Annotated in this window: 30 protein-coding genes; 5 read left to right on the forward strand and 25 right to left on the reverse strand. The window is 65.2% G+C overall.

Features of this window, described 5'->3' with window-relative positions; genetic code table 11:
- Positions 1–500 precede the first annotated feature (500 nt).
- Positions 501–767: a GlsB/YeaQ/YmgE family stress response membrane protein gene (locus tag AC1DEY_RS06010; RefSeq protein WP_476851066.1), complete on the reverse strand. Its 267-nt coding sequence runs from the start codon at positions 765–767 to the stop codon at positions 501–503.
- A 494-nt stretch (positions 768–1261) separates the two neighbouring features.
- Here AC1DEY_RS06010 and AC1DEY_RS06015 point away from each other — a divergent pair, with 494 nt between their 5' ends.
- The 3 genes from AC1DEY_RS06015 to AC1DEY_RS06025 all read left to right on the forward strand — a co-directional run bounded on the left by AC1DEY_RS06015 (position 1262) and on the right by AC1DEY_RS06025 (position 3810).
- Positions 1262–1543 (forward strand): DUF3311 domain-containing protein, encoded by a 282-nt coding sequence (locus AC1DEY_RS06015; protein WP_476867162.1) that lies wholly within the window; start codon positions 1262–1264, stop codon positions 1541–1543.
- Positions 1540–3234 (forward strand): monocarboxylate uptake permease MctP, encoded by a 1695-nt coding sequence (gene mctP / locus AC1DEY_RS06020; protein ID WP_476867163.1) that lies wholly within the window; start codon positions 1540–1542, stop codon positions 3232–3234. Before AC1DEY_RS06015 ends, mctP begins: the two co-directional genes overlap by 4 nt.
- 99 nt (positions 3235–3333) lie before the next feature.
- Entirely contained in the window at positions 3334–3810 is a 477-nt protein-coding gene (locus tag AC1DEY_RS06025) for a hypothetical protein (protein ID WP_476867164.1), read from the forward strand.
- A 150-nt stretch (positions 3811–3960) separates the two neighbouring features.
- Here AC1DEY_RS06025 and AC1DEY_RS06030 read toward each other — a convergent pair whose 3' ends face one another.
- From AC1DEY_RS06030 to AC1DEY_RS06080, 11 genes are all read right to left on the reverse strand, one after another.
- On the reverse strand, positions 3961–4398 hold the full coding sequence (locus AC1DEY_RS06030; RefSeq protein ID WP_476867165.1) for a hypothetical protein: 438 nt from the start codon (positions 4396–4398) through the stop codon (positions 3961–3963).
- Positions 4399–4418: 20 nt separating this feature from the next.
- Positions 4419–6923 (reverse strand): molybdopterin oxidoreductase family protein, encoded by a 2505-nt coding sequence (locus AC1DEY_RS06035; protein ID WP_476867166.1) that lies wholly within the window; start codon positions 6921–6923, stop codon positions 4419–4421.
- A gap of 425 nt (positions 6924–7348) precedes the next feature.
- The gene (locus AC1DEY_RS06040; protein ID WP_476851060.1) at positions 7349–8242 is read right to left on the reverse strand and encodes an SDR family oxidoreductase; all 894 of its coding nucleotides are present in this window, start codon (positions 8240–8242) and stop codon (positions 7349–7351) included.
- 195 nt (positions 8243–8437) lie between these two features.
- Positions 8438–8575 (reverse strand): hypothetical protein, encoded by a 138-nt coding sequence (locus AC1DEY_RS06045; protein ID WP_476851059.1) that lies wholly within the window; start codon positions 8573–8575, stop codon positions 8438–8440.
- 294 nt (positions 8576–8869) lie between these two features.
- Entirely contained in the window at positions 8870–9124 is a 255-nt protein-coding gene (locus tag AC1DEY_RS06050; protein WP_476867167.1) for a hypothetical protein, read from the reverse strand.
- A gap of 1341 nt (positions 9125–10465) precedes the next feature.
- Positions 10466–10966 carry a DUF6328 family protein gene (locus tag AC1DEY_RS06055; RefSeq protein WP_476867168.1) on the reverse strand — a complete coding sequence of 167 codons (501 nt, stop codon included), beginning with the start codon at positions 10964–10966 and terminating at the stop codon, positions 10466–10468.
- A gap of 194 nt (positions 10967–11160) precedes the next feature.
- Positions 11161–11547: a hypothetical protein gene (locus tag AC1DEY_RS06060; protein WP_476867169.1), complete on the reverse strand. Its 387-nt coding sequence runs from the start codon at positions 11545–11547 to the stop codon at positions 11161–11163.
- A gap of 141 nt (positions 11548–11688) precedes the next feature.
- A complete protein-coding gene (locus AC1DEY_RS06065; protein WP_476867170.1) occupies positions 11689–12036 on the reverse strand; it encodes a PRC-barrel domain-containing protein in 348 nt (115 codons plus the stop codon).
- Positions 12023–12427: a hypothetical protein gene (locus tag AC1DEY_RS06070; protein WP_476856343.1), complete on the reverse strand. Its 405-nt coding sequence runs from the start codon at positions 12425–12427 to the stop codon at positions 12023–12025. Before AC1DEY_RS06070 ends, AC1DEY_RS06065 begins: the two co-directional genes overlap by 14 nt.
- Positions 12424–13653: an Nramp family divalent metal transporter gene (locus AC1DEY_RS06075; protein WP_476851052.1), complete on the reverse strand. Its 1230-nt coding sequence runs from the start codon at positions 13651–13653 to the stop codon at positions 12424–12426. The genes AC1DEY_RS06070 and AC1DEY_RS06075 overlap by 4 nt, the downstream gene beginning before the upstream one ends.
- Positions 13650–14102 (reverse strand): hypothetical protein, encoded by a 453-nt coding sequence (locus AC1DEY_RS06080; protein WP_476851051.1) that lies wholly within the window; start codon positions 14100–14102, stop codon positions 13650–13652. The genes AC1DEY_RS06075 and AC1DEY_RS06080 overlap by 4 nt, the downstream gene beginning before the upstream one ends.
- A gap of 457 nt (positions 14103–14559) precedes the next feature.
- On the opposite strand from AC1DEY_RS06080, the gene AC1DEY_RS06085 reads away from it, so the two are divergent.
- Positions 14560–14736 carry a CsbD family protein gene (locus AC1DEY_RS06085; RefSeq protein WP_476851050.1) on the forward strand — a complete coding sequence of 59 codons (177 nt, stop codon included), beginning with the start codon at positions 14560–14562 and terminating at the stop codon, positions 14734–14736.
- Between the two features lie 378 nt (positions 14737–15114).
- Here the strand turns inward: AC1DEY_RS06085 and AC1DEY_RS06090 are convergent, their stop codons facing one another.
- Positions 15115–15462 (reverse strand): hypothetical protein, encoded by a 348-nt coding sequence (locus tag AC1DEY_RS06090; protein WP_476856345.1) that lies wholly within the window; start codon positions 15460–15462, stop codon positions 15115–15117.
- 367 nt (positions 15463–15829) lie between these two features.
- Positions 15830–16324 carry a GNAT family N-acetyltransferase gene (locus tag AC1DEY_RS06095; RefSeq protein ID WP_476851048.1) on the reverse strand — a complete coding sequence of 165 codons (495 nt, stop codon included), beginning with the start codon at positions 16322–16324 and terminating at the stop codon, positions 15830–15832.
- Positions 16325–16705: 381 nt separating this feature from the next.
- Here AC1DEY_RS06095 and AC1DEY_RS06100 point away from each other — a divergent pair, with 381 nt between their 5' ends.
- Positions 16706–17311 carry a DNA-binding protein gene (locus AC1DEY_RS06100; RefSeq protein ID WP_476851047.1) on the forward strand — a complete coding sequence of 202 codons (606 nt, stop codon included), beginning with the start codon at positions 16706–16708 and terminating at the stop codon, positions 17309–17311.
- Between the two features lie 129 nt (positions 17312–17440).
- Here AC1DEY_RS06100 and AC1DEY_RS06105 read toward each other — a convergent pair whose 3' ends face one another.
- From AC1DEY_RS06105 to AC1DEY_RS06155, 11 genes are all read right to left on the reverse strand, one after another.
- Positions 17441–17587 (reverse strand): hypothetical protein, encoded by a 147-nt coding sequence (locus AC1DEY_RS06105; protein WP_476851046.1) that lies wholly within the window; start codon positions 17585–17587, stop codon positions 17441–17443.
- A gap of 25 nt (positions 17588–17612) precedes the next feature.
- A complete protein-coding gene (locus AC1DEY_RS06110; RefSeq protein ID WP_476851045.1) occupies positions 17613–17885 on the reverse strand; it encodes a hypothetical protein in 273 nt (90 codons plus the stop codon).
- 43 nt (positions 17886–17928) lie between these two features.
- The gene (locus AC1DEY_RS06115; protein WP_476856346.1) at positions 17929–18069 is read right to left on the reverse strand and encodes a hypothetical protein; all 141 of its coding nucleotides are present in this window, start codon (positions 18067–18069) and stop codon (positions 17929–17931) included.
- Positions 18070–18311: 242 nt separating this feature from the next.
- The gene (locus tag AC1DEY_RS06120) at positions 18312–18620 is read right to left on the reverse strand and encodes a hypothetical protein (RefSeq protein ID WP_476851044.1); all 309 of its coding nucleotides are present in this window, start codon (positions 18618–18620) and stop codon (positions 18312–18314) included.
- Positions 18601–18933, reverse strand: coding sequence for a hypothetical protein (locus AC1DEY_RS06125; protein ID WP_476851043.1), 333 nt, complete (start codon positions 18931–18933; stop codon positions 18601–18603). Before AC1DEY_RS06125 ends, AC1DEY_RS06120 begins: the two co-directional genes overlap by 20 nt.
- 324 nt (positions 18934–19257) lie before the next feature.
- Complete coding sequence (locus tag AC1DEY_RS06130) at positions 19258–19914, reverse strand: helicase associated domain-containing protein (protein WP_476851042.1); 657 nt, start codon at positions 19912–19914, stop codon at positions 19258–19260.
- 210 nt (positions 19915–20124) lie between these two features.
- Positions 20125–20838, reverse strand: a complete 714-nt coding sequence (locus AC1DEY_RS06135; protein ID WP_285242556.1) for a DUF998 domain-containing protein — start codon at positions 20836–20838, stop codon at positions 20125–20127.
- Between the two features lie 51 nt (positions 20839–20889).
- On the reverse strand, positions 20890–21705 hold the full coding sequence (locus tag AC1DEY_RS06140) for an alpha/beta fold hydrolase (protein ID WP_285242557.1): 816 nt from the start codon (positions 21703–21705) through the stop codon (positions 20890–20892).
- Positions 21702–22175, reverse strand: coding sequence for an SRPBCC family protein (locus AC1DEY_RS06145; protein WP_441410705.1), 474 nt, complete (start codon positions 22173–22175; stop codon positions 21702–21704). The genes AC1DEY_RS06140 and AC1DEY_RS06145 overlap by 4 nt, the downstream gene beginning before the upstream one ends.
- Positions 22168–22590 (reverse strand): ArsR/SmtB family transcription factor, encoded by a 423-nt coding sequence (locus AC1DEY_RS06150; protein WP_441410706.1) that lies wholly within the window; start codon positions 22588–22590, stop codon positions 22168–22170. The genes AC1DEY_RS06145 and AC1DEY_RS06150 overlap by 8 nt, the downstream gene beginning before the upstream one ends.
- Before the next feature lie 10 nt (positions 22591–22600).
- Positions 22601–23881, reverse strand: coding sequence for an IS110 family RNA-guided transposase (locus AC1DEY_RS06155; RefSeq protein WP_441410707.1), 1281 nt, complete (start codon positions 23879–23881; stop codon positions 22601–22603).
- Between the last annotated feature and the right edge of the window lie 240 nt (positions 23882–24121).

Raw genomic sequence — 24121 nt, forward strand, 5'->3', positions numbered from 1 at the left:
ATCCGGGGTGCCGGTGGCGGCAGGGGGAGTACTGCGGTCTGTTGCGGTGGTGTCTTGTGTGGCGGGGGCCAAGGTCTCGTCGGTGGTGGCGTTGTACCCGGTGGTGGTCGGTGTCCCGGTGCGTTGCGTTCCGGGGTCGGGGGTGGAATCTGCCGCATCTGCCGTCGCCTCGGTGTAAGTGCGTCCGGTGTCGAGCTGATAGTGCTGGTAGAGCCGGCCTTCCTCGGCAGGCTCCAGTGGCCGATCGGCGTCGATCCTCGGCGCGTCCTTGACCTGGTTTTTGCTGTAGGGGACCACGATGTCATTTCCCTCTGTTCGGGCTCCTTCCAGGGGTACGAAGGATTCGGACATTCCGAATAGGCCCGTCCTGGCGGTTACCCAGCTCGGCTGTCCGTCATTGTTGTCCACGAAGGCCTGGCCGATGGAGCCGATCTATTCTCCGTCCTCTGAAAGAACATTTGCGCCTTGGTTGAGCAGGGGCAGCAATGGGCCGGTGGACCTTATGCCCTGCTTCTGCGGCCGGCAACGGCGCCATAGATCAAGAGCACAATAACGGCCCCGAGGATGGAGAGGAGCCAGGTCCGCAAATCGAAGAAGTCAGCGAGGCCTCCGCCGAAGATCAACGAACCTATCCAGCCTCCGAGGATGGCGCCCACGACGCCAATTACGAGTGTGATCACCCAGCCGCCTCCCTGCCGGCCGGGAAGGACCGCCTTGGCGATAGCTCCTGCGATAAGGCCGAGAATGAGGAATGCAAGAATTCCCATGACTGTCCGTCCTTTCGGTTGCCGGTCGTGGAATGCGGCCGATATCAAGATCTAATCAGCATGCTTAGTAGCACGCAATACCTCGTGGGCGGTGGCGCGTCAGTGCTCAATATCCGCCGCTAGTGGCCTCACAGATCAGACTGGATCGTTGGGACTCCGCCGGGGCGACCCTTTCATGCCAGACGGTCCCGCGCGGTGGCGGACAAGGCCAAACCGTAGCTGAGCGTCGATCGGCTGGCGGATCGTATTCAGCTCGTGTCGACGGCCTGAAGTCTGGCGTGGGGGGCTGATTGGGCAACCAACCTGAATTGGGGACATCGGCGCCGCTGTTGGCTTGCTCCTCGCCGTCGGAGGCGKATGCATTTGCCCTGTTGGAGAATAAATCCAGTGTCTATCCTGTGTGTAAAGACCGCTRTGACAGACGGTCCACAGGCCGCCGGCACGTCCCGGGAAGTCCTCCCGCTCCGGGGGCCCGTCTCAATGAGGAGGCGTCGATGTCCAGTCCCGATGTGCCAACGCGCGGGCCGGCCAGACCCGGTCCATATGTCGTCACCGGAATCCTGTTGGCCATCGCCATTGTGATTCCGTTGTATGTGCCCGCGTATTCTGTCGRTGAGCCGCGTTTGGCCGGTATGCCGTTCTTCTACTGGTACCAGATGATGTGGATTCCGATCACCTCGGCCCTGGTGGGGATCTCCTACTGGCTGGTCGGCAAGGAGGATCGCCGCCGGCGCGAATCCGTGCGCGGCGTGACCGGTGATGAGGAGGAGCGATGAGCGGGGCAGCCGTGCCGCTGGCCGCTCCGGACCGGCCCATTAGCTGGGTTCCACTGACCATTGTGATCATTCTCTTCGTCYTGGTGGCGGTCTTGGGGTTCGTGGCTGCGCGGTGGCGGCGGGGAGAGGGGACAGGGCTGCACAGCCTTGACGAGTGGGGCCTTGGGGGCCGCGGGTTTGGAACCTGGGTGACCTGGTTCCTGCTCGGCGGCGACCTGTATACKGCCTACACTTTCGTGGCCGTTCCGGCTGCAATGTGGGCCACTGGCGCCGTCAGCGGATTCTTCGCGGTGCCGTACACAATCGTTCTGTACCCGATCGTGTTCCTTTTGATGAGCCGGTTGTGGTCCGTCTCGCACCGGCATGGGTTTGTCACGCCGGCCGACTTCGTCGGCGGCCGCTATGGCAGCAGGGCGCTGACCCTTGCCGTCGCCGTCACCGGCATCGTCGCGACGATGCCCTACATTGCGCTTCAGCTRGTCGGAATCAAGGCCGTGCTCACGGTGCTGGGCCTGGGCAGTGCGGAGAACGTACTGCTGACCGACCTGCCGCTGATCATCGCGTTCGTGGTCCTGGCYGCSTATACGTACACCTCGGGCCTGCGGGCTCCGGCCCTGATCGCCGTTGTGAAGGATCTGCTGATCTAYCTGGCGGTGATCGTCGCGGTAATTTACCTGCCGATCAAGTTCGGCGGCTGGGGTCCCATCTTCGACTCTGCCGAGGCGAAACTCGCTGCGGTCAACCCTGCCACCGGTAAACCCACTGGAGTCTTCATTCCGGGCGCGAACAGTTACTCGGCCTACTGGACGCTGGCTCTGGGCTCGGCCTTGGCGCTWTTCATGTACCCGCACTCGATCACGGGCGTCCTGGCGACCAAGAGCAGGAATACGATCCGSAAGAATGCCGCGGTGCTGCCGCTGTACTCGTTGATGCTGGGGTTCTTGGCTCTGCTGGGCTACGTGGCCATCTTCGCCGGAACCAATCCCGTYGACKTGAACGGCGCTGTCAACCCGCAGTTGGTGGTSCCGCAGCTGTTCCTGGATCAATTCCCGGCCTGGTTTGCCGGAATCGCCCTGGCCGCCATCGCCATCGGGGCTCTGGTCCCGGCCGCGATCATGTCGATAGCCGCGGCGAACCTGTTCACCCGCAACATTTACCGCGATCTGATTAAGCCCGACGCCACTCCCCGGCAGGAAGCAAAGGTGTCCAAGATTGCGTCGCTTGTGGTGAAATTCGGTGCATTGATTTTCGTCATTGCCATGGACCAGTCGGCAGCAATYAACATGCAGCTCCTCGGCGGCATCTGGATCCTGCAGACCTTCCCGACGATYGTGGCCGGGCTCTACACCCGCTGGTTCCACCGRTGGGCGCTTTTCGGCGGCTGGGCAGCCGGAATCRTCTATGGCACCATCGCGGCGTACAACGTGGTCAACCCSGTCACGAAGGCCTACTTCGGGGGCTCGATCGCGGCCATCCCSGGMACCGACATACAGGTCTACATCGCCGTYGTKGCGTTTGCGATAAACCTKRTSGTTGCCACCGGCCTATCTCTGCTCTTCCACGCAATGAAGCTCCCTGGTGGRAATGACATCACCCGCAGCTCGGACTACGGCGCCGACGAGAACGATCCRAAGRTCGCCCAGATCGAGCGCGAGCAGCCGCTCGCTGAACCCGGCGCCCCCACGTTCTAGGTCACTGGGGACCCGAGACCGCACAGGAGCCCGAGGGACGAAAGGTATATGACCATGAACGCCGGACAGCACGGCARGGGCACAACCGGGGAGAGYTCCTTGGCCGCGTACCTGCACAGTCACTTGATAGCCGCGGCGGCGGGGGAGCGACTCTTCGAACAGGCGGCCAAGACGTGGAAGGACTCGCCACGCGGCAGTACCATCGCGCGGCTCGCGACGGAAATCAGTGCCGACAAGGCAACCCTGGAGGGCATCACCGAGGGGCTCGGTCTAGGCATCCCGGCCTACAAAAAGCCCTTCGCCTGGACAGGGGCGCACCTCGCGTCCCTAGGCCCGCTCAATCCGCTCCACGCCAGGATCGGCGCAGCCGAACAATTGGAACTCGAAGCGCTGATCAGTGCCGTCACGGGCAAGTCGCTGCTCTGGAGGACCTTGGGTCTCCTGTCCCGCACGGACCCGCACGTTGGACAGGAGCAGGTGGCGAGTCTGCTGGACCGGGCAACGGCACAGCTCCGCGAACTCGAGGGTCTCCTCTTGGAAACCGCGGCGGAACGGTTCACCGACGCCGGTCAGTGAGACCCGGACGTTCGTCGACGATCCTTCGACCTGCGGACCACAGCGCTGCAACGTTAGCAACGTGGCGGGGCACCCCTACCCGGGTTCCATCGCAGTGAGTCCGTTGGGGTCATCCTTCCGGACGCCGCCGTGTGGTCCCTTTCGATGGCCTCAGCGTGCTGCGATGAGGGCCTGGGGTGCGGCTTGTTTCATCCGGGTTTGCAGCCAGCGCAGCTGGGTGGCCGTTTCGGCGTCGCATTTCTCCACGACGGCGAGTAACTCTATATCGCGCAGCGCGGACCCGGCCTGTTTGACCATCGTCCAGGTGACGTCGACGAGGCTGGCCAGCAGGTAGAGGTCCTGCAGGTCGCGCAGGAGACCGACGGGACCGTTCCGGGTTGTGGCCAGGCCCTGGGCGTGGAGCCGTTCGGGCTCGTTGTCGGAGCTGTTTTCGCCGTAGCGCTGCACGACGGGCCCGAGGAGTTCCCCGTGCCGGTCGCACTGGGCTGCCAGGGTGCGGCAGAGGAAGYGAACATCYGGCTCGGCCCCGTGGCCCTCGGCCACTTGGCGGAAGGAATCGGCGAGCGTGTTCTCGGCCTGACGGAGCATGSCCAGGTAGATGTTCAGGTTCAYGGCCGGCCACCCTCCGTGGTGTTTCTGAGCGCGTCGGGGAACTGGGGTGCAGGTTCGRTGTCCGTTGTTTCCGTGGCTTGGGCCCCGTCGCCGCCGGCCGTGGCCGGGACCGGCGCGGTGCCAGGCGCCGCGGCGGGCCGGGACGCTGTGGTGGTCGGGGCCGGCGCCGGTCCGGTGGCATCGCCGATCTTCTCCACGGTCACCGCCGCGTTTTTGAACATCGGCTGCTTGGATACGGGGTCCCATTCGGTCAGGGTCAGTTCATTCGCGGCCGTCGGGTGGGTCCCGGGGCGGCCGCCGGTGTCCCAGTAGCCGTAGTGGAACGGGGCGAACACGGTGCCGGGCGCGATGCCGCTGACTCGTGCGGGGACCTCGATCCGGCCCCGGCGGGAGGTGACCCGGACCAGGTCGCCTTCGGAAATGCCGAGCCGGTCCGCGTCCTCCCGGGCCAGTTCTACCCAGGCCCGCGGTGCCGCGTCGGCCAGGGGCCGGGAGCGGCCCGTTTTGGTGCGAGTGTGGAAATGGTACGCGGTGCGCCCGGTCGTATACCGGAGCGGGTAGTCTGCGTCGGGTTCCTCGTGCGGCGGGTGGAACGGGGCGGTCTTGAACAGGGCCCGCCCACCGGCGCCCTGGGCGCGGAAGGCCTGGGCTCCCACCGTTGCGCCGGTGAGCAAGTCATGGCCGTAACTTTCGCAATAGTCGGGGTCTGTGGGGAAAACGCCGTCTCCGTACAGGCGGTCCGTTCCGTCGGGGTGGTCCTCGTTGCAGGGCCAGGGGATGCCGCTGCCGCCGCGCAGCCTGTCGTAAGTGATTCCGGTGTAGTCGCACGGGCGTCCGCGGGAGCAGTTTTTCCACGCCTCGAACGCGTCCTCTGGCCCGGCCCAGTCCAGCAGCGGCCCGCCATTTAACGTCGTGAAATCCATCCTGCGCGCGTAGTCGAGGAAAATGTCCAGGTCGCTGCGCGCCCCATCTGGAGGCTCAACCGCCTTGTCGGAGATGTGCACAATGCGGTTGACGTTGGTGAACGTCCCGGTCTTCTCGCCCCACCCGGCTGCCGGAAGCACCACGTCCGCGTACTGTGCTGTTTCGGTGAGGTAGAGGTCCTGGACGACGAGGAAGAGATCGGGTTTGGCGAGGATGTTCCGGATCCGGGGCAGTTCGGGCATGGACACTGCCGGGTTCGTCGCCGAGACCCACAGAAAGTCGATCGAGCCCTGTTCGGCATAGCGGAAGATCTGCATGGCATGCGTCGGCGGCGCCCAGTGCGGGATGGTCATCGGATCCACGTTCCAGAGCCGGGCCAGTTCCTGGATGTGATCGGGACTTTCCCAATTGCGGAATCCAGGCAGGTCCCCGTCCGCGCCGCATTCCCTATTGTTCTGAGCCGTGGGCTGGCCGTTCATCTGGAGGACCCCGCACCCTGGGCGGCCGAGCATCCCGCGCAGCAGGTGCAGGTTGTTGACCTGGCACGACGCCGCCGTCGCCTGCGAGGACTGGTAGAAGCCCTGCAGCACCGTGGAGACAATCCGATCGGACGTGCCGAAGATCCTGGCTGCGTCCCTGATGTCCGACGCCGGGACACCGCAGACGGCGGCAGCCGCCTCGGCCGTCCACGGCTCGACCACCTTCCGGAGAGCGTCCTGGCCCAAGGTGTGGTCGCGGACATAGCCGGCATCATCCCAGCCCTGGGCCAGCACCTCACGGACCAGGGCGTGCATGAGCGCAAGGTTCGTGCCGGGCCGGATGGCCAGATGGACATCGGCGTGGCGGGCGACCTCCGTGTCGCGCGGATCCACGCAGACGATCCGGGGCCGGTCCGTGCCCGCGATCCGGTCCAGGACTCTGGACCAAAGCACCGTTTGTGTCTCGGCCATGTTGTGGCCATAGAGAAAGAGCGCGTCGCAGCTGTCGATATCGGTATAGGATCCGGGCTGGCCGTCGGCGCCGAACGACTCCTTCATGGCCGCCGCCGCGGTAGCAGTGCACAGCCGGGTGTTTCCGTCCATGTGCGGGGTGCCGATGCCGGCCTTCCCGATCACGGCCAGCGCGTAGTACTCCTCCAGGAACAGCTGCCCGCTGGTGTAGAAGCCATGGCTGAGCGGACCTCGCTCCGCCAGCAGGTCCCTGCTCCGGTCCACAATCCGACGCATCGCCGTGTCCCAGTCGCATTCGACCAGTTGCCCATTCTCGCGGACCAGCGGACTCGTCAGGCGGTCCTTGTGCGACACACCCTGGCGGCTGGCAAAGAGCCCCTTCGGTCCCAGCCTGCCATGGTTGACCAGATCCTGCGCCCGGCCGCGGATCCCGACCATCGCGCCGTCCTTGACGGCGATGTCGCAGGCACATCCGTTGCTGCAGAGGACGCAGGCGGACTGCACCCACCGGTCAACATCGTCCTCAGCGATGCCGTCGTCCAGGACCTGGTCCACCCGGACCGGCCATAAACTGTCCCGCGAGTACGGGGTCCGGGTTCCCCAAATATTGGCTATCCGGTCGACCATGTCACTCCTCCTCTACCTTCAGGCGGGAACATTGTTGGTTCGCGTCCGGGCGCGGAAGCCGCGGACCGTCCTCTGTGCCCTGCCGGTCGCGACAGGAAATGCCTCAGCTCCGGCCCGTCCCCTTGGCCGGATCCTCACCAGCCTCGGACGGTTCCAGAATTATCAGCATGCTTGCAAATAGTCCAGAGTCGCCCTGCGGGGGAAGGCTGAACGACCAGCACCTATTCTCCCGAAAATGCCGGCCAACCCGGATCCTCCGCAGGAAGGGGAAAACGCGGAGCATCCGGACACTCGCGGGGAACGGGTCGTCACGACGAATAGAGGCCCGCCGGGTCAGCCCCGCGGCGCCGTAATATCGGGATAGAACGATCCTCCCCGGGCACACGGAAGAAACAGCGGCCGCTGTGTTTGGGTCCCCCGGGGTGTCAGGGAGTGGGGCTGCCCCCGTTGACGTTAAGGGTCTCACCCACGACGAAACTGGATTCCGCGGAAGCCAGGAACACATAGGCCGGTGCCAGTTCCGCGGGCTGGCCCGCGCGGCCCAGCGGGGTGTCCTTGCCGAACTCGGGCAAGGCCTCCTTCGGCTGGCCGCTGCTGACCTGCAGCGGTGTCCAGATCGGCCCGGGTGCCACGGCGTTGACCCGGATGCCCTTGGGCGCCAACTGCTGGGCGAGCCCCTTCGTGAAGTTGTTGATGCTGGCTTTGGTAGTGGCGTAGTCCAGGAGCGTCGGCGAGGGGTCGTAGGCCTGGATGGATGTGGTGTTGATGATGGTCGATCCCGGCGGCAAATGCGGGACCGCCGCCTTGGTGAGCCAGAACATGGCGTACACGTTGGTCTTGATGGTGTGGTCGAACTGCTCGTCGCTGATATCGCCGATGTCTTCCCGGGCGATCTGCTTGCCTGCATTGTTCACCACGATGTCAATGCCGCCGAGTTCACGCAGCGCTGTCTCCACCAGGGACCGGCACATGGCTGCGTCCTTCAGGTCCCCCGGTACCCGGACCGCCTTGCGGCCGGCGTTTTCGATCAGCCCGGCAATCCGGGCGGCGTCCTCTTCCTCCTCGGGCAAGTACGACAGCACGACGTCGGCGCCCTCGCGGGCGAAGGCGATGGCCGTTGCTCCGCCGATGCCCGAGTCCGCTCCGGTGACGATCGCTTTTCGGCCTTCGAGGCGCCCCGTGCCGCGGTAGCTCTCTTCTCCGAGGTCGGCTTTGGGGACGAGTTCGGCGTCCAGTCCGGGCTCGGGCTGGTGCTGTTTGGGAGGTTCGATGTGATCGTAGGCTGTGACAGGGTTTCGGAAGGTGTACTGGTCCGTCATGATGCTCCTCTACCTGGTGATGCGGGGGTCAAAGCTGTGCGGCTACGGTGTTCGGGCGTGTAAAAGGTGTGGTGGGCAGCGCCCGCGGCGTTGAGCGCATCTAGCGTCTTTGGATCCGGCGCAGCTGCCGGGCTCCGGGGCGAAACGCTGAACGGGGGGAGCGGGCCCGGCGCTGCGCAGGGCGGTCCGGAAAGGCTACTGGGGATCCTCACGATCAGCATCAGGCGCGTCGATTTCGCCATCGATTTCGCGGGCGCTGCAGCCGGAGAGTGAGCCCTTGGCCGGCTCATCCTCCTCGCGGCGGTCCCTGTCTGCATCTGGATTCTCAGTCATGAGGCCCAACCTAGCGTCGAGGGGCCGGCCTGTCGAACAGAAAGCAGGGCAGACCAGGTGCTGGTAAGGCAGGTCGTTCGGTCCGTTGAGGGCGTGGCTCGGCCTATGCTGAGGTCGCGCGTGGGCGACATGKCCTTCCGCAGCCGCCATTTCAAWCCGAGGCGGCGAACTCTCCCGGGCATTRTTATCCCGGGCGGGCTAATRACCGCCGGTCGATCATTTCCAGCWATGTGTGCCGGCTACGTCGATGTGGCGGCATCCGGGCGCGTGCCTCGGGACGTCGATGGAACATGGTCAGGCCGTCGCGGGGTAGCTGGCCAGGATGTAGTCYGTTGCGGCCTGTCCTGTMATCCGTCGAYGGCTGTTGCGCAGATCGATGCCGCRGCGTTGCATGGCTGACCGGAAGGTAATGTCCTCCACGGGGGTGATGTTGTGGAGCCGGCACCAGCTTGTGTACAGGCCGTAAAGACAATCCGGCCCCAACGGCCRGTGCGTTTCATCCGGGACGGTGGCTTCAAGGAGGAATCGTTCGAAGTGCGAGGTGGCCATCAGGGGGCTCTTCTCCGCGGGTGCATCCTTATGCCACCGTTCGGCTACAGCGGCTCTCTTTGCCGCCGTGCACCCGGCGGCAAAGGGTCCCCAACCCCGAAGGGTTGACTAGGACTGTTCCGAATTTACAAAGTTCCGGCGGCCCTGTCCAGAGCACGGGCAGTCCCCTCTGACGAAAAATCTGCACAACGRCTTGGTGACACGCGGTACGAATTTTAGGSGAGTGGTCAGCGACCTATTGGCCGCTGTCGCCCATGGGGGAGTGGCTCGGCCAGGCAGCACGGGCAAAACACTGGGATGCGGCAGGATCAAWACGTTAGGAATCGCCTCGCGGGGTCGTTCGTTCCTCCTTCGTGCCGGTGTCGAAAGGGGGGCCAGCGGCYGGCGGCTCGYCTGCCGCGAGACGGTCAGACTCTCGAGCCCCGACAACGGATTGTGCTCCACCGGATCCGGCTTCGGCAGGTGAAGGTCCGGGCGGGATGGCCCCGGTTGCCGCTGGGGGGCCGGTGACGGTCCGCTGTCCCTCGGTCATGGCGGGGTCGCTAAAGACCTGCTCGACGGGCGCCTGGCCTGTCTTGGCCCGTTCCGGATRCGAGTGATCGCCTTCCGCCTGGGTGCCCGCCTCCGCGACATCGACCGCCTCYCCSACATCTGCACCGCTGCGGGAGTCATCGGCCTGGGCGTCGGCACCCGACGATACGGGCCGGTCCTGCGATGCAGGTTCGTGGCCGCTTTGCGGATTCTCGGTCGCCGGCATTTCGCTGCTCGTACCTGTTGCGGCCTCGCGAAGGGGACCCACAGTACCGTCCGCACCGTAGTCACCCTCGGCGTACTGACCGATTTCCGACCCGGCCGAACGTCCCGGAACTGCACCAGCGTCGCCATAGTCGGCCCGTACGTAGCGTCCGGATTCTTTGACCTTCTCTCCCAATGGTTCGGGCAGGCCAYCCTCCCTGCCGGCCGCACCATAATCACCTTCGATGTATTGACCTTCCTCGTCCTCCGYGSGGCGGCCTCGCTGCACGCCGGCCTTGCCATAACTGCCTTCGACGTACCGGCCCCGTAGCTCCCGTTCTTCTGGTTTCTTCCCCGTGGGCGCCTGGCCCGCGGGTGATTCAGAGTCGCTGCGGTCTGTCATGATCCTGCCCTCCCGAGACGAATACATGCGTCTACTCCGGCGCAATTCAAGTCTAGCCAGAGCCACTGCACCCCAACAGGTAGTCATCATCTGACCATCCGGCGGAGGCAAACTCGCTGTGAGGCACCGTTTTGAGGGCTGCTTGTCGAAGGAGCGGAAGACTTGCCGCTTGGCGCCATCCGGCCGCTCCTATGCAACGGCTGTCATTGTGGCTTCTCTTTTAGGGCTTTGCGTCGGAGTGTTCCGGGGATAAGGACCATCAGGAGCAGTAGCACAGCCAGCAGGCCAATGGCGGCTATTACGCCGGCCRTCCGGCCCRCAGTGACATCGAAGACGAGGGATGTGGTGCCCASGCTCAGCAGCATGACGCCGGCCAATGACACCTTCACGATGGTATCGGCGCTGGCCACGAGAGTGGCTTTCAGYCCTTGCYGGAAAAGCCGGCGGTGCAAACTCACCGGCAACAGGATCGAKGCCGTGGTGAGGGCGGCCACGATGACGTTGATGAGATACAGCCCGATCTGGTAGCCGTCCAGTGACGCGAAACGTGCCTGGAACGGCAGCGTCAGGAGGAAACCGGCGAGGATCTGGACCCCTGTCTGAAGTACCCGCATTTCCTGCAGCAAWTCCACCCAATTGCGGTCCATCCGCTCAGTGAGCGWTTCGTCCCTGCCGTCATCCTGCGGCGCCACCGGGTCTGTCATAACTCCTCCTCGCGAGACTGAAATTCCCTGTCCAGCGGCCGCGGTGTGCGCCGTCGGCTTGGCCCCSTTCCGTCTCGATCACGSGGGGCTTTCGGGCTCCGGACGACCAGGACCGCAACRATTTCCTCGGCGCTGCACCCGCCTGCGGCCGCTGGCTCCCGGATGAAGGCTCGGGTATGAGGTCGTTGCTGCCGTCATCCTGCCGCAGCCCCGGGGAAGGAGCTTTGGACGCCCGGCTCGAAGCTGGCACTCGAACATGGATCCATGGCTGGCGTTGCATCGTCGACTGCYGKCTCCGTCGCCATGCCCAACGCGGCGCGGATGCGCCTGGCAGCTTCCCGATACCCGTCACCAAGACCCGCTGTCCTGGCMGCGTGGATCGAGCCGATGCCGTCAAACTGATGTTSGATCCGTTCGCCCCGTTCCGCGAAATCAGATGCCACGGCTTCCAATTTCTCGAGCCGTGCACCCTGCTCCCGCACCACGGAGAGGAGAWAGGACCGGTCCCTGGCGTTGCTTTCCACGGTCCCGTCCGCGGCGAGCCGCGCTTCGATGSCGGGCAGTTCGTCAGAGGCGCTCATCGGGCCCTCCTCCATGAAGGTCTCGCCAACAGAGTAGCCCCCATGGASAGCAAAGACACCAGTGCTCAAGGTCCTGCCTGGGCCTCGGAACCGGCCAWTGCCGGGAACCGGCGYTAAGAGCCGAGAATGACAGGCCGGCGGTCATTCCTGTCCGGAKTCGCYCAGGRCCGGGCTGTACGGGGTGAATCCTTCSCGGMSCCGGACGGAGTCCGTGCCGATGATGTCGATGTCGGCCCAKAGCACCAGGAAYGAGCCGCGRTGCCGCCACCGGAGCAGGTGGGCCACGGGCCAAGGCCGGGCGAGACCGGTTCGTTCGTAGCCCAGGAACGAGGAGGCGCTGTGCGGGCTGACGACCAGGCCCAATAAGCTGGCGCCGGCGAGCAATTGGCCCGGTGGTCCGTCGATAGTGAACCGGGCATCAGCCACCCGCCCCAGGCGGAGTCCGCCGGGGTCGTGCACGGGTGTGCCGAGGAGATCACCGAGGATCATGGCGGCCTCCGGGGATGCGGGCAATGATCTTGTCGCGGATCCAGCGTTCGACCCAGTCCGCGTCCAGGGGCTCGCCGCGGACGCCCAGCCGGATGACGACCCCGACGTCGGCGACGTCACGCCAGGGGATGCGGATGAGCCGTGATGACGGGGGCCGGCCGCCGAAAATCCGCGTTCCAAGGACGGGGCCGGTGAGCAGCGCGGTGAGTGTCGGGGCCGGGGTTCCGGCCGGTATGGGTGTGTCCGGGGGAGGGGCGCTGATTTCGATGTCATCGACCGTGGTGACGGGGACGCCGTCGACATCGAGTACCTGCCGGTCCAGCAGGTGAAGTTGCGCGTCGAGGGTCCGCCCGGCGGCCCGGACGTATCTGGGCAGGGGTGCGGTGGTCATGATCCGGCTCCCGTGACGATCATCAGTGGTATGGCGGCGAGGGACGCGGCGAGGATGATGACCAGATAGATCATGGCCAGCACATTCACCGTGCGGGCGTTGACGTGTTTACCCATGTACTGGGGGTCGTTGGCCACGATCAGGATGGGCAGGTAGGTCAGCGGCAGCGCGATGGCCGAGAACACGACCGAGTACTCCGTGACCAGGACGGGATCGACCCCGGTGGCCAGGACCGCCGCGCCGATCAGGAGACAGATGATCATGGACAAATGGAAGCGGGCGGCCTGGGCCGGGCGGCGGAACTTGCCCCAGGACCACCCAAAGAACTGCGCCAGGGTATACCCGCTGGACAAGGTGGTCTCCAGGGCCGCTCCGAAGGTCGCCGCGACGATCCCGACGAGGGCGAAGGCGAGACCGACTTTCCCGGCTGCCTCGGCGACGGGCAGGATGACCTGGGACAGTGAGGTGACGGCGATCCCGGCCGGGAGCAGAACCACCGCGGCGCAGGCGGCAATGGACACCGAGAGCAGGCCGCCGAGCGGGAACCCGACGAGTACGTTGATTCTGGACTGGGCCAGGTCTTTGATGGTCCAGCCTTCCTCCAAGGCCCCGGAGGAGAAGAAGAACACCTCATAGGGCGTCATGGCCGCCCCGAACAGTGCCACCGCGTAATACCAGTACGAGGCGGCTGTTTCCTGCTCCGGAACGGACGGGGCCAGGACCTGGGCGCCAAGGGCACCCCAGTCCGGCTTCAGCAGAAACAGTGCCACGGCGAAAACAATGAGCGTCAGGCCCAGCAGCCCGGTGACGTTTTCCATGATGGAAAACCTCACCCGCCAGATGACCAGCCATACCGCAACCACGGCCACGGGAACCCACAGCAGGTACTGAACGCTGCTGGCCAGCTGCAGCGCCAGGGCGATGCCTCCGATTTCCGCCGTGACCGTCATCAGGTTGATCAGGAACGACGCTGACAGGTTGGCCAGACCGGCCCGGGGCCCCAACCGTTCCCGGATCACTTCGAACGTCGCCCGGCCCGACGCGGCGGCTACCCGCCCGGACATGTTCGCGAACACACAGATACCGACCACGCCCACGACGACGACCCAGACCAACGAGAGCCCAAACCGTGAGCCGACGACGGAGTTCGTGACCAGATCGCCGATGTCCACGAACCCGCCGATCGCGGTCAGGACCCCCAGGGCCACCCCGAGCAGGCGCTTCATTGTCCCCCCAGCTGATTCTTGAGTGTGGCCATCCTGCCGGCGGCGTTCTCCAGCAGCTTGTCGCCGTCCTGGAGTGTGGGGCTGCCGTCGGTGCTGGCAATGGCGTCCTGCGCCGTGGTCACCCCTGCGATGCTTTCATCCAGGACGGTCAGGGCCTCCCGGCGCGTCTCACGGTCGTCCTGGACGGTGGGGGAGAGCTGGAGGACGGTGGTCCGGGTGGTTTCGAGGTCTTTCAGGACGTCGTCGAGCGTCGTGGACGTTGCCGCCATGGTCAGCTTGCCCCCGGCGTCGAGCGCCAGCGCGAGCCGGGCGGTGGCAACCGCGGAGGAACTGTCCTTCAGCGCTGTGGACACACTGTCCCGCGTGCCGCCAGACGCGCCGCTGCAGCCGCTGAGGAGTGCCGACCCCGCAATCCAGAGGCAGAGCCCGCTCCGTGGCCAGATCGCCATTTCACCTCCGCCTCAAGGGAGTCCAAGCCCGCAACGGTGCAAGACCGCGGCAGGACCGCGCCATTGAGCTAGGTATAGCACTCCCGGCCTGAGAAAAGCTGAGGCACAACCCGGAACGGCGTAGCTCACGCACAACTGAGACCAGGACGTGCCGTCCCACATCTGCCGCGGAGAACCGCACCCTCAGCCGCAGTGGCACCCCTGCGATTTCCCCACTCCGGCGTGGCGCAGCCACGACTGCCGGCCGATCCCGTCATCGCGAGCCCCGCACTGAACCAGCCGTGGCTGATCCGGAGCCGACACCCAGACGGTTCTAGCTGGCATGAAAACAGGATCTGCCAGGACGGGTCGGCACGCCCGCAGCCGAGGCAAGTATCTTTATCCGAGTCCTCGTGGCGCCTAAAATTGACGGTATCGCCGCAGGCGTAGTGTCTGCGTCCAGCCACGGAGGTCCGTCATGGGATTGGGAGACAAGATCGATAACACCGCCGAGAAGCTCGCCGGCAAGGGTAAGGAAGCGGCCGGGAAAGCCACCGACGACCGGTCTCTGGAAGCCGAAGGCAAGAGCGACCAGGCGAAGGCCGACCTCAAACAGGCCGGCGAGAAAGTCAAAGACGCATTCAAGAAGGATTGACACGCGGATCAGTCGGAGCCGGTAACGGTAACAGGGGACGGCCGCAGTGCGGCCGTCCCTTACTGCGCTGTCATGACCCAGCCGAAGGATCCAATGAGGTTAAAGCTGCCCGTTCCCATGCGTCAACCTTTGCAGCGAGGGCGGACCGGCTGAGGCCGTACCCGGAATCAAGAACCGCCAGTGTTGGACCAGCCGGCACCGGTTTTGAGCGGTGTGGTTTCCGGACCCGGTCGGCGGTAGGTGGCATTGGCCGGTATGAGGATGCCTGGCGTATGGCGTGCGCGGCCCGGGGAATCATCGGCGTTGGACGAGCGGATCACCGGACCCACGCCTTGTCCCGACAAGGCAACCCGGGCCCATCGAGGGCGGCGGCGATAACTAGTCCTTGTCGAGTTCGTTGAGGAGGGACTTCGCTGCCTTGGCGATGTCGTCGTGGTTGTTCTGGGCGGCCCGGCTCTCGATGGCAAGAATCGCGCAACGGTGCAGCCGCCGGAAATCTCCGAAGGGRAAGCTGTAGCGTCCCTTSGTGTCGTGGGTTTTCTCGGTGTCTTCGCCCAGATGCCASGTTCCGTATTCCGTGTAGCCGTGCTTGGCGATGAACGCGTTTTCCTTCTCTGTGTCGGGGGCGTGTTCGCTCCAGTCGTCACGGGAATCCCGGGCGATCCTGGCGTCCTTGATCAGCTGCCGGGCGTGGCGCAGTGCCGTGTCATTGATYTTKATGGTCATCGGTGSYTYCCTCCGTAGTAGGGTCCGGGTCGAGACCGGCCAAGGGCTGCGGCAGCCCTAGACGGCAGAGAGGCTCTGAGGAGACGTCGTCTCTTTCCAAAGCTGGCGCGGCCGGCCGTCGGGGTTCCGTGCGTCCGTTGCAGGGCTCCGTACACTCTGGCCCTGTCTCGTCTACCGTTTTTGGTGCTGTCCTTCCTGCCTCAGGTCGGGAGACTGCACCGTCGGCGCCCCCGGCTCTGTTCAGATCCCGGCAGGGGGCTCCACGGTCCCGTCCTGCCGACCGTACGAGGAGTGGCGGCGTCCGGGGTGAATCAGGACCCGGGGATGCTGTGGGTCTGCGGCGTGGAGGGTGGTTCGGGGCGGGTTTTCAGTCGTAGTCGGTGTCCGTGTCATCGTCGGTGAGGCGGCGGAAGTCCTGGGAGAGGTACAGGGCCATCGCTGCCGGGTTGTTGTCCTCCACGGTGACCTTCACCGTGGTGCGGCCCAGGGTGTGCAGGAGGTGCATGCAATGTCGGATGAGTCCTTCGGCCAGGCCTTTGCGGCGGTGGTCCGGGTGTGTGAAAAGTTCATCGATGACTGCTTCGCCGTCGCGTTCGGTAACGATGAGGGCGGCCGTGATTTGACCGTCGGGTCCGAACGCCACGAGGGACGCAGCCTCGGTGGTGCGGCCGCTGCCCTCCTCGGTGGATGGTCCGATCCACACCGGGTCGCCGGCCCGCTGTCCGGGACGGCCGGCGTAGGCGTGCCGGTGCAGATCGGCCAGTTCGAGTAGATCATCGGGTTCCAGGGGCCGGACCCGGATGCGGGCCGGCGCGGTGTTCTGGTGTCCGGTCGCGGCAACCAGGGTGATCGAAGCGTTCATGACGGCGATGCCTTCCCCGGTGCGCGGGCGGCACCGTTGAACACAGTGTCCGGCATCGTCCGCGCGCGCGGAAGACACAGGACCGCAACGATATCCGGCGGAACCGACACCGGCCGGGCCACAGCGGATGAACCGTCCTAAAGCGCCCATGATCACCGCTTCCGGGGACGATCGGACGCCACGGGACGGGACTCCGGCGGGGGCTTCCCGTAGTGGACTCGACCGGTCTCGCGGTCCGACGCGGCCCCTTTCCGTGCCCCCGTTTCTGTCGGAGGCGGCCAGCGGCCGCCTGAACATGGCGGCGGAAACGCGCGGCCATGACGCGCCGTTAGTTAGGAGTAGTATTACTACTATTCCTACTACTTTTGAAGGGTTGGCGCCGTGACGTTGAGTGTGAAGGACCGTGTGTACGCTGCCGCGGAGCAGATCAGCGCCGAGCGCCGGCCCACGGTGTCGACGGTGCGGGCCGCGGCGGGGGTGAGCAACGCCGACGCGACCCGTTATTTGAAGGAGTGGTCGGAGGAGAAGCGGGCCGCGGGCGGGCAGGTCGCCGTGGCGCCGGCGGTGCTGCTGGAGCAGGCCGCACGCCTGGCCGGGGCTTGCTGGGCCGAGGCGACCGTGCTGGCCGATGAGCGCCATGCCGCGGTCGAGAAAGCCTGGTTGCAGGAGAAGAAGGACGTGACCGTGGAGGTCGCCGAACTGGTCGCGGACCTGGACCGGGTGAGCGCCGAGAAGGACGCGGCGGTCGCGGAGCTCACGGCCAGGATCGCCGCGTTGGAGGCCGACGTTGCTGCGGCGGGGGAGCAGTTGGAGCAGGCCCGGGCCGCGGCGCAGGAGGCTGTCAGGGAAGCGTCGGCAGACCGGGCCCGGCTGGCGGCGGCAGAGGCGCGCGCCGACACGCTGCAGACGGCGCATGATGCGCTGCTGGCCCGCATCATGCCCGGGACAGGGCCGGTGGCACAGCAGGCTCCCGGCGGGAACGACTAGGCCCTTCCCGCCGTCCGCATCCTGCCCCCTGACCGGGGACGTCACGGAAGCGATGGCAGCTGGGGTGTCCGGCTCCGTTTTTCCCCGCCAGGGCTGGAAGGACCCGCAAGAGGCTATTGGCGCAAGAGGTTATTGGTCTGTGCGGATCGCGAGGAGTTTGTGGTCCTCCGGGATCTGTGTCGTGAGGGCTTTGCGGGCTTCTTCACAGGTGTTGCCTTCGGCGCTGATGCGTTCGTTGCTGCCGTCAGGGGCCTGGATCGTGCCTGTAATCTCCACCTGAACACCCTATGCGCACCCGTTCCTACACGGCCTCCAGCGCGTCGATCTCGGCGGCGTCCAGCAGCGCTGCTGACTCTGCCCCGGTGGCCCGGGCCAGATCATCCAGGGACTTGAAATGGTCCCGGGCGAGGGTGATGGCCAGCAGCTCCAGATAATCGCCCCCGTTGCGCTGTGCCAGGCCGCCGAGATAGTCGCGCATGCGCACTTCCAGGGCGCCGGGGCCTTCGGATTCTTCCGCGGCGAGCCGCGTCAGTGTCAGGGCCGCGAGGTCCGGGTCGTCGTAGATGAGTCCCATGGACCTACGCTACGCACCCGACGGGTGCGGTCAAGGGCCGGTGCTAGCGCCAGCGGCAGGAGTCCAGCGCGCCCACCAAGGGAGCGGGGCCGTCTTTGAGGCGGTCAACGGGGCGGGATCCGTTACGGTCCCTGGAGGGTGTGACCATCCAGAGGGTGAAGTTGTGCGGGATCTGCAGTTCCATCGCCCGGTCAAAGAGCTTAACGACGGTCGGGTGGAGCTGTCCGCCGGGGAGGAACTGGAATCCGGGGCAGTAGGTGCCGTCGTCGATGATCGCGGACGAGCCGGCGCAGCACCGGTCCGGGGTCTTCCATCAGTTCGGAGAGCCGGCGGTGCACCTGCCCGAGGGCCGGGAGCGTGAATTCTGCCCGGATCGCCGCCCATGTCTGATCGCTGATCGGTTGGGGGTTCCCTGCCGCCGAGGCCCTAATCGCTGATGCCTTCGAGCAGCCACCGGGTCGAGAGCGGGTTGCGGCGCAGCTCAAAGGTCCGCAACGCCGAGCTCGAACTGAGACGGACCTGCACCCTCCAGAACTCGATGCTGACCAGGTCGCCGCTGCCGACGGCAGCCGTGCTCTGCGTGTCCCACCAGGCGTCCCGGTCGAACCAGTGCACCGGCTCGGCCGCGACGGCCCAGATGCGGCCCTCGTGCCGGACGGCGAGCGGCGTGCCGGCCGGGGTGAAGCGGACGTCGACGTCAACGTCCAGGGTTGTTTCATTCGCTACTGCTGTCACGTTCTACGCGTTTTCCCAAGTTCCTGCTCATCATGTCTTCCCGGCGGGTGACCGCCGAACTCCACACCCAGGTCCGGTAGGTCACCGGACCGTCCTTCCACGTCACTTCGGCGGCTTTGGCCGTCCAGGCATAGACCTCGCCGTCGACCAGCTCGGCGCAGTTCGGAAACCGGATCCACGCCTTCACCGGGATCCCGGGGAAGCCGTTCCTGGCGGGGAAGTGCTCGAAATCGAGCTCTTCCACCGTCAGCCCGATCGGGCCGGCCCGCCTCGCATACCGCGCCTGCAACCGGGCCGCCTGTTCCGGGTTCATATCCTCAGTTTAGAACTGACATTCGATAACAAATTTCCAGCCTAGTAATTTTATTCGAATAGATGTGCAGGTTTGAGCATGGGGGAGGGGTCCGACAATCAAACGGTTTGCACCCAGTGGGGACAGCCTGAGCTGTGCGGAGGGCTCCACCTGCCCCCAATGGGCACAACCGGGAAGAGGGTCCTTGCTGCGAGCCGTGAGGAAAGCCTCCGCGCGAATCCAAGGACTCAAGCGCGGAGGCTCCCGGTTCTCCAAGCTGGGGGGACTGGAGAACCTCGGTAATTCTACTGGCCGGCGGCCTGCCGGGAAACGCTGCCTTTCGGGTCACCGCCGGGGAGGGCGGCCCCTGGTCCTTCCGGCCTGCCACCCGGGAACGGTGTCGTCCAGGAGCTTGGCCTTCGCAGGGTCGAGGTCGCCGCGGCGGTGTTTGTACCGCTGGGTGTGGATCCAGACGCCGAGGGTGTGTTCCCGCTCAGAATCGCAGCCCTTGTGGCGGGGCCAATCGTTGCCCTCGTGTCGGAAGTCCTCGAGCTGGGCCAGGCGGTGGTGCCAACGGGCCTCGTCCTCGGCTTCCCTGCGGTTCCCCAGCCACCCGGGCACCCGGGCCAGACCGTCACGGTAGGCCGGGACCAGGGTCCCTTGGGCCGCTTCGCGTCGGCGCCCGGACAGCCAGCGCGCCATCGACCTTTCGCCCCGTTGCCCGGAGCGGTCACGCGGGAGCCGGCCTTCGGCCTTGACCCAGGCGATGAGCTCGTCCATGCGGCCGAGATCCGTGGGGGAGGGGTGCGGAACGGGCGCGGAGCCGGCTGCGGACTGGTGTTCGGCCTCGAGGTGGGGGTCCTGGTGGCGCGCGATGACCAGGTGGTATCCGACCGTGGCGGGCTCGGCGCCGACGAGGGCAGCGATGCGTTGCCGGCTCAGCCCGAGCCGGTACATCAGCACCCATTCCGCGTCAGGAGCGCGCCGCAACCGCCTGTCCATGATGGACATCCTGCCACGACCCCTCCACAAGTCGGGCGGCCACCGCGGATTCCACAGACAGCGCTTTCGGGCGTCCGCTGGCGCGGCCGGCTGTGGGGTCCAGTGCCTCCGTCGCAGGGCTCCGGAGACCCTGGCCCGTATCCACGTCTTCGACGATGCTCCTATAGTCGTCAAATTGCTGTTGATCGTGCTTTTTAGTGGTTGGCTCGCTCAGCTGGTGCGGACGGTGGGAGGCAGGGGTTGGCTGCGTCGTAGGTGGGCGGCCGTTATTGCCAGCCAGGTCCAAGCGAGGACTACGGCTGCTGTGAAGCTAAGAACGATGACGGCTGACGTTGACCCGCTGGCAATGCCGACGAAGGCGGCGAGAAAGAGGATTCCGGTAGCAAGGGAGAATGCTCCGAGCCTCCGGTTTTCGGATGTGTAGAACCGGCGGGCCATAACGCAGCAGGCAGCGATGAAGGCGGCAAAGCCAATCCCTGCGGTAACGAAGTGAAGAAACCCGTGGAGGGACCCGGAGATAGGGGGTCCGGGAGGTGCGCCTTGAGGGAATCCGTTCATGGGATCGGCGGTGAAAATCCCCGCACCCACTAATCCGGCACCGTAGATTCCGACGAGAACCGGCCCCCAGGTGGCTCCTCGTCCGGGGTTGAGTGCGCGACGGAATCCGACGGCGGTCAGGAGGGTTAGGGCGCCGGTGAGGATCAGGTTTGTGGTTTGCATCCAGCCTAGGTCGCCGTTGGCTAGGACGCTGAGGTCGTTATGTGCCGCGTCGAAGCCCGGGCGAAGAAACGCCTGGGCATAGCTGACCAGAAGGTATAGGGGGCCGGCGGTGATGCCACAGGCCAGCAATACCCGCGTGGCAGAGGAGGCGGGCGGGCGTCGTTGGGATCCCTGATGTTCGGTCTGATAGCTGATTTTGGGCATGGTCTATTCCGGTCTGTGGGCGAAATGAATTTGGTGAGAGTGGTCAACGGGTCAGTTGGTGAAGAACCCGCGGAGTTCGGCTGCCATTGCTGCGTCTGAGACTTGGTGTGTTTGGCCCTCGAGGGTGCGGTGAAGGGCCTGGGGGATCGCGGCGGCTGTTGTTGCTTGAGCTGAGGTCATGACCGGGGCGGCTTTTCCACCGACCATGACAAGGGTCGGCACCGTGATTTTGGCGAACCGGCCGGTGGGTGCGGTGAAGTTGTTGGTAACGGCAATTTCATTGGGGAGGGTGTTGGCGGCGTCCTTTTGGCTCTTCCAGATCTTTGGCATGAGGCGCAGCATGAGGGGCACAAATGCAGGGACGCCGATCATCTTGACCAAGAAGTAGGAGACCATCGCGCCGCGCTTGTTTTGGGCGAGCAGTGAGTTCAGGTGCCCGGCGTGGTCGACGGGCGTTCCGTCGACGTTCCCGATTCCCGTGTAGGGGGCCTCGTAGGTGGCGAGCTTGCGCATCGGGATACCCGCCGCTGCTGCTTCGAGGGCGAGGGCCGCACCGGAGGAGATGCCATAGACGTAGGGGTCTCCGCCCGCATGGGTGATGACGGCGGCTAGGTCTTCGATTTCGCGTTCCACGGAGTAGGGCCGTGTATCACCGCTGTCGCCGCGGCCGCGACGGTCGTAGAAGTACACGGTGAAGGAGTCGGCCAGCGTGGTGGCCAGGGCCCGCGCCGGGCCGAAGGACCGGCCGCAGAAGGCGCCGTCAACCAGGACCAGGGAGGGGCCGGAGCCGATGTGTTCGACGGAGATGGGGGTTCCGTCCGCTGAGGTGATCTGGGTGACCTGGCTTTGGGCGGCGCTGGTTTTCATGCTGTGGGCCTTTCGAGGAGGGTGTCGAGTTTGGTGAAGGACAGTATCCATCCGGCGTGGGTCATGTCCCGGATCTCGTCGGTGAACGGGCCTTGATGGAGGGTCATGCGCGTCCGGTCGCCGTGATCGTGGAACTGAAGCCGCAGCACGACGTCGTCCACGGGCCCAGCCTCGGTCAGCGCTGTCAGTTGAATCTCGAGGGATTCCGGTGCCTGAAAGGCGGTGATGCGCCCCCGGATGGGGTGGCTGGCCCCGGTAGCGTTGTCGACCATGGTCAACTCCCACCGGCCCTGCTCCACGAGCTCCACGATGATGCTGTCCACGGGTACGTGAACTCCTTCAGGCCCGAACCATGAGGCGAGGAGTTGGGGTTCGGTCCAGAACCGCCAGACCGTGTCCCTGGGGGCGGCGAAAGAGCGGGAAATGAAAACATCGTGTTCTGTGACTTCCTGCTGGCGCCCCTCAGACATCTCGGCCCTTTCCCGTAGGTGGGGTGTCGCGCTGAAACGAGGCCAGCGCGCCGTCGAGTTTGTCGAAGGACTCACCCCAAAACTTCTTGTACCGCTCCATGTACTCGCTCGCTTCCTTAAGCCGGTCGGGCTCCAGATGACTGAACCGGGCAGTCGCTACCCGGTTCCGGGAGATCAGGCCAGCATTTTCCAATACCTTCAAATGCCTCGAAATCGCCGGTTGGCTGATCCTGAAAGGCGCCGCGAGGTCGGACACCTGCGCGTCACCGTCAGCGAGCCGCTGCAGAATAGCCCGCCGAGTCGGATCGGCCAACGCCGCGAACACTGCACTCAATTCATCAACCATCAAAACCATAACCTTGTCGTTATATAACCTTGTGGTTTTAGAGTAAGTCTGGTTTGAGTAAAGCGTCAAGCCTTGAGTCTCAGCTAACGGCGCCCGGTAACGCATTTGTCCTTGCTGCAGCTGTCGTCGGAGGTGTGCGGCGTGGCATTTCGGCCTGGTCGATGAGCCATTTCCGGTAGGCGCCGGCCAGGGCATCGTTGCGGATATGTCCGCGTTCCAGACGCGAAATGATGGAAACCCATTGACCAAGTTCGCCGGCGACGGTCGTTAAGGTCATGCCGAGGTCTGTCCGCCTGCGGCGGAGGTCGGAGTTGTCGGGTGCGGGCCGGGGATTGGTGATCTGACGGTAGATTTCCCTGGCTGCGTAGCGTTTGAGGCAGCGCATGATTTCGCGTTTGCTCTTTCCCTCTGACGTGCGTTTAGCCACGTACTCCTTGGTCCGTTGGCACGAGCCCATGCGCACCAGAACAACCTGGTGCAAGGCATTATTGGCGCTGCGGTCGCCGCCCCTGCTGAGCCGGTGGCGGGTTGTCTTGCCCGATGAGGCTGGCACCGGGGCGACGCCGACGAGCGAAGCGAACTGGGCCTCGTTCCCCAGACGGTCCGGATTGTCCCCGACGGTGATCAACAACTGGCTGGCCACTTCGGTTCCGACTCCTGGGAGATCACAAAGCATCGGAGCATAGCCGTCCAGGATTTCCTTGAGTGCAGCGTCAGCAGCCGCGATTTCCGTTCCCAGCGCTTGGCATCGGGCTGCCAACGCCTTGAGCGTCAGCAGAGTCACGTACTCGGGGTCAGCCATATGCCCGGAAGGTCTCGTGCGCTGCAGGGCAGGAATCAGCGCTGAGGTGGCCAGCGCCCGGTATTTCGCCCGGATCTTGTCCGGGGCTGAAACGAGGAGCGCCTTGATCTGGTTGATGGCCGCAGTGCGGGCCTTGATGGCTGATGCGCGCCCGGAACGTACGATCCGCAGGCATTCGACGGGGCCGTCTTTGGCCTTAGGGATCGCCTTGGTCCGCCCCTCGAGCACGGACTTGGCGGCCTGGTAGGCATCCAACGGGTCTGACTTCCCTTTGAGGCGACGGGCGGCCCGGTTCGGGCGGTTTACCTCCAGCACGGTGAGCCCTTCACCCCGAAGAGTTCGGGCGAGTTCGGCACCGTAGGAGCCTGTTCCTTCGACCCCGACGGCTACGACTGTGCCGTAGGAAGTGATGAAGTCGATGATTTTCCGGTATCCGGATCCCACGGCCAGGAATTCCCTGTCTGCAAGGGGTTTGCCGTGTTCGTTGATCACGGCTACGTGGTGTGTGTCGGCGTGGGTGTCGATACCCGCGATGACTTTTATTGGTTCGCTTGCCAAGATGGAAATTGCCCCTCAGTCGCGTCGAATGCTGATTGATCGGGCGCGGGCCAGGTGGGCAGACAAAACGGTAATGGGACTGGTCGTATCAGGCTCCTATGAGGTCATGTCCGCCTGGCCCGACACCCCTTTTAACGGACCTTGAGCCGGCGGACAGATCGTCGGGAAGACAGTGCCGCCTGGTACGTCAATTTTTGGCTGGGTCACGCCGGCTCAAGGACTGTTCCAGTATTACCGTTT

This window comes from Arthrobacter sp. 05T47, from assembly GCF_056395825.1.

Bases quoted from the DNA above. Each gene is read 5' to 3' on its own strand.
- AC1DEY_RS06135 (WP_285242556.1), bottom strand. From the start codon at position 20,838: ATGCCCAAAATCAGCTATCAGACCGAACATCAGGGATCCCAACGACGC.
- AC1DEY_RS06130 (WP_476851042.1), bottom strand. From the start codon at position 19,914: ATGGACAGGCGGTTGCGGCGCGCTCCTGACGCGGAATGGGTGCTGATG.
- AC1DEY_RS06125 (WP_476851043.1), bottom strand. From the start codon at position 18,933: ATGAACCCGGAACAGGCGGCCCGGTTGCAGGCGCGGTATGCGAGGCGG.
- AC1DEY_RS06115 (WP_476856346.1), bottom strand. From the start codon at position 18,069: ATGGAACTGCAGATCCCGCACAACTTCACCCTCTGGATGGTCACACCC.
- AC1DEY_RS06145 (WP_441410705.1), bottom strand. From the start codon at position 22,175: ATGTCTGAGGGGCGCCAGCAGGAAGTCACAGAACACGATGTTTTCATT.
- AC1DEY_RS06085 (WP_476851050.1), top strand. From the start codon at position 14,560: ATGGGATTGGGAGACAAGATCGATAACACCGCCGAGAAGCTCGCCGGC.
- AC1DEY_RS06110 (WP_476851045.1), bottom strand. From the start codon at position 17,885: ATGGGACTCATCTACGACGACCCGGACCTCGCGGCCCTGACACTGACG.
- AC1DEY_RS06040 (WP_476851060.1), bottom strand. From the start codon at position 8,242: ATGACGGACCAGTACACCTTCCGAAACCCTGTCACAGCCTACGATCAC.
- AC1DEY_RS06080 (WP_476851051.1), bottom strand. From the start codon at position 14,102: ATGGCGATCTGGCCACGGAGCGGGCTCTGCCTCTGGATTGCGGGGTCG.
- AC1DEY_RS06010 (WP_476851066.1), bottom strand. From the start codon at position 767: ATGGGAATTCTTGCATTCCTCATTCTCGGCCTTATCGCAGGAGCTATC.
- AC1DEY_RS06140 (WP_285242557.1), bottom strand. From the start codon at position 21,705: ATGAAAACCAGCGCCGCCCAAAGCCAGGTCACCCAGATCACCTCAGCG.
- AC1DEY_RS06045 (WP_476851059.1), bottom strand. From the start codon at position 8,575: ATGACTGAGAATCCAGATGCAGACAGGGACCGCCGCGAGGAGGATGAG.
- AC1DEY_RS06075 (WP_476851052.1), bottom strand. From the start codon at position 13,653: ATGAAGCGCCTGCTCGGGGTGGCCCTGGGGGTCCTGACCGCGATCGGC.
- AC1DEY_RS06070 (WP_476856343.1), bottom strand. From the start codon at position 12,427: ATGACCACCGCACCCCTGCCCAGATACGTCCGGGCCGCCGGGCGGACC.
- AC1DEY_RS06095 (WP_476851048.1), bottom strand. From the start codon at position 16,324: ATGAACGCTTCGATCACCCTGGTTGCCGCGACCGGACACCAGAACACC.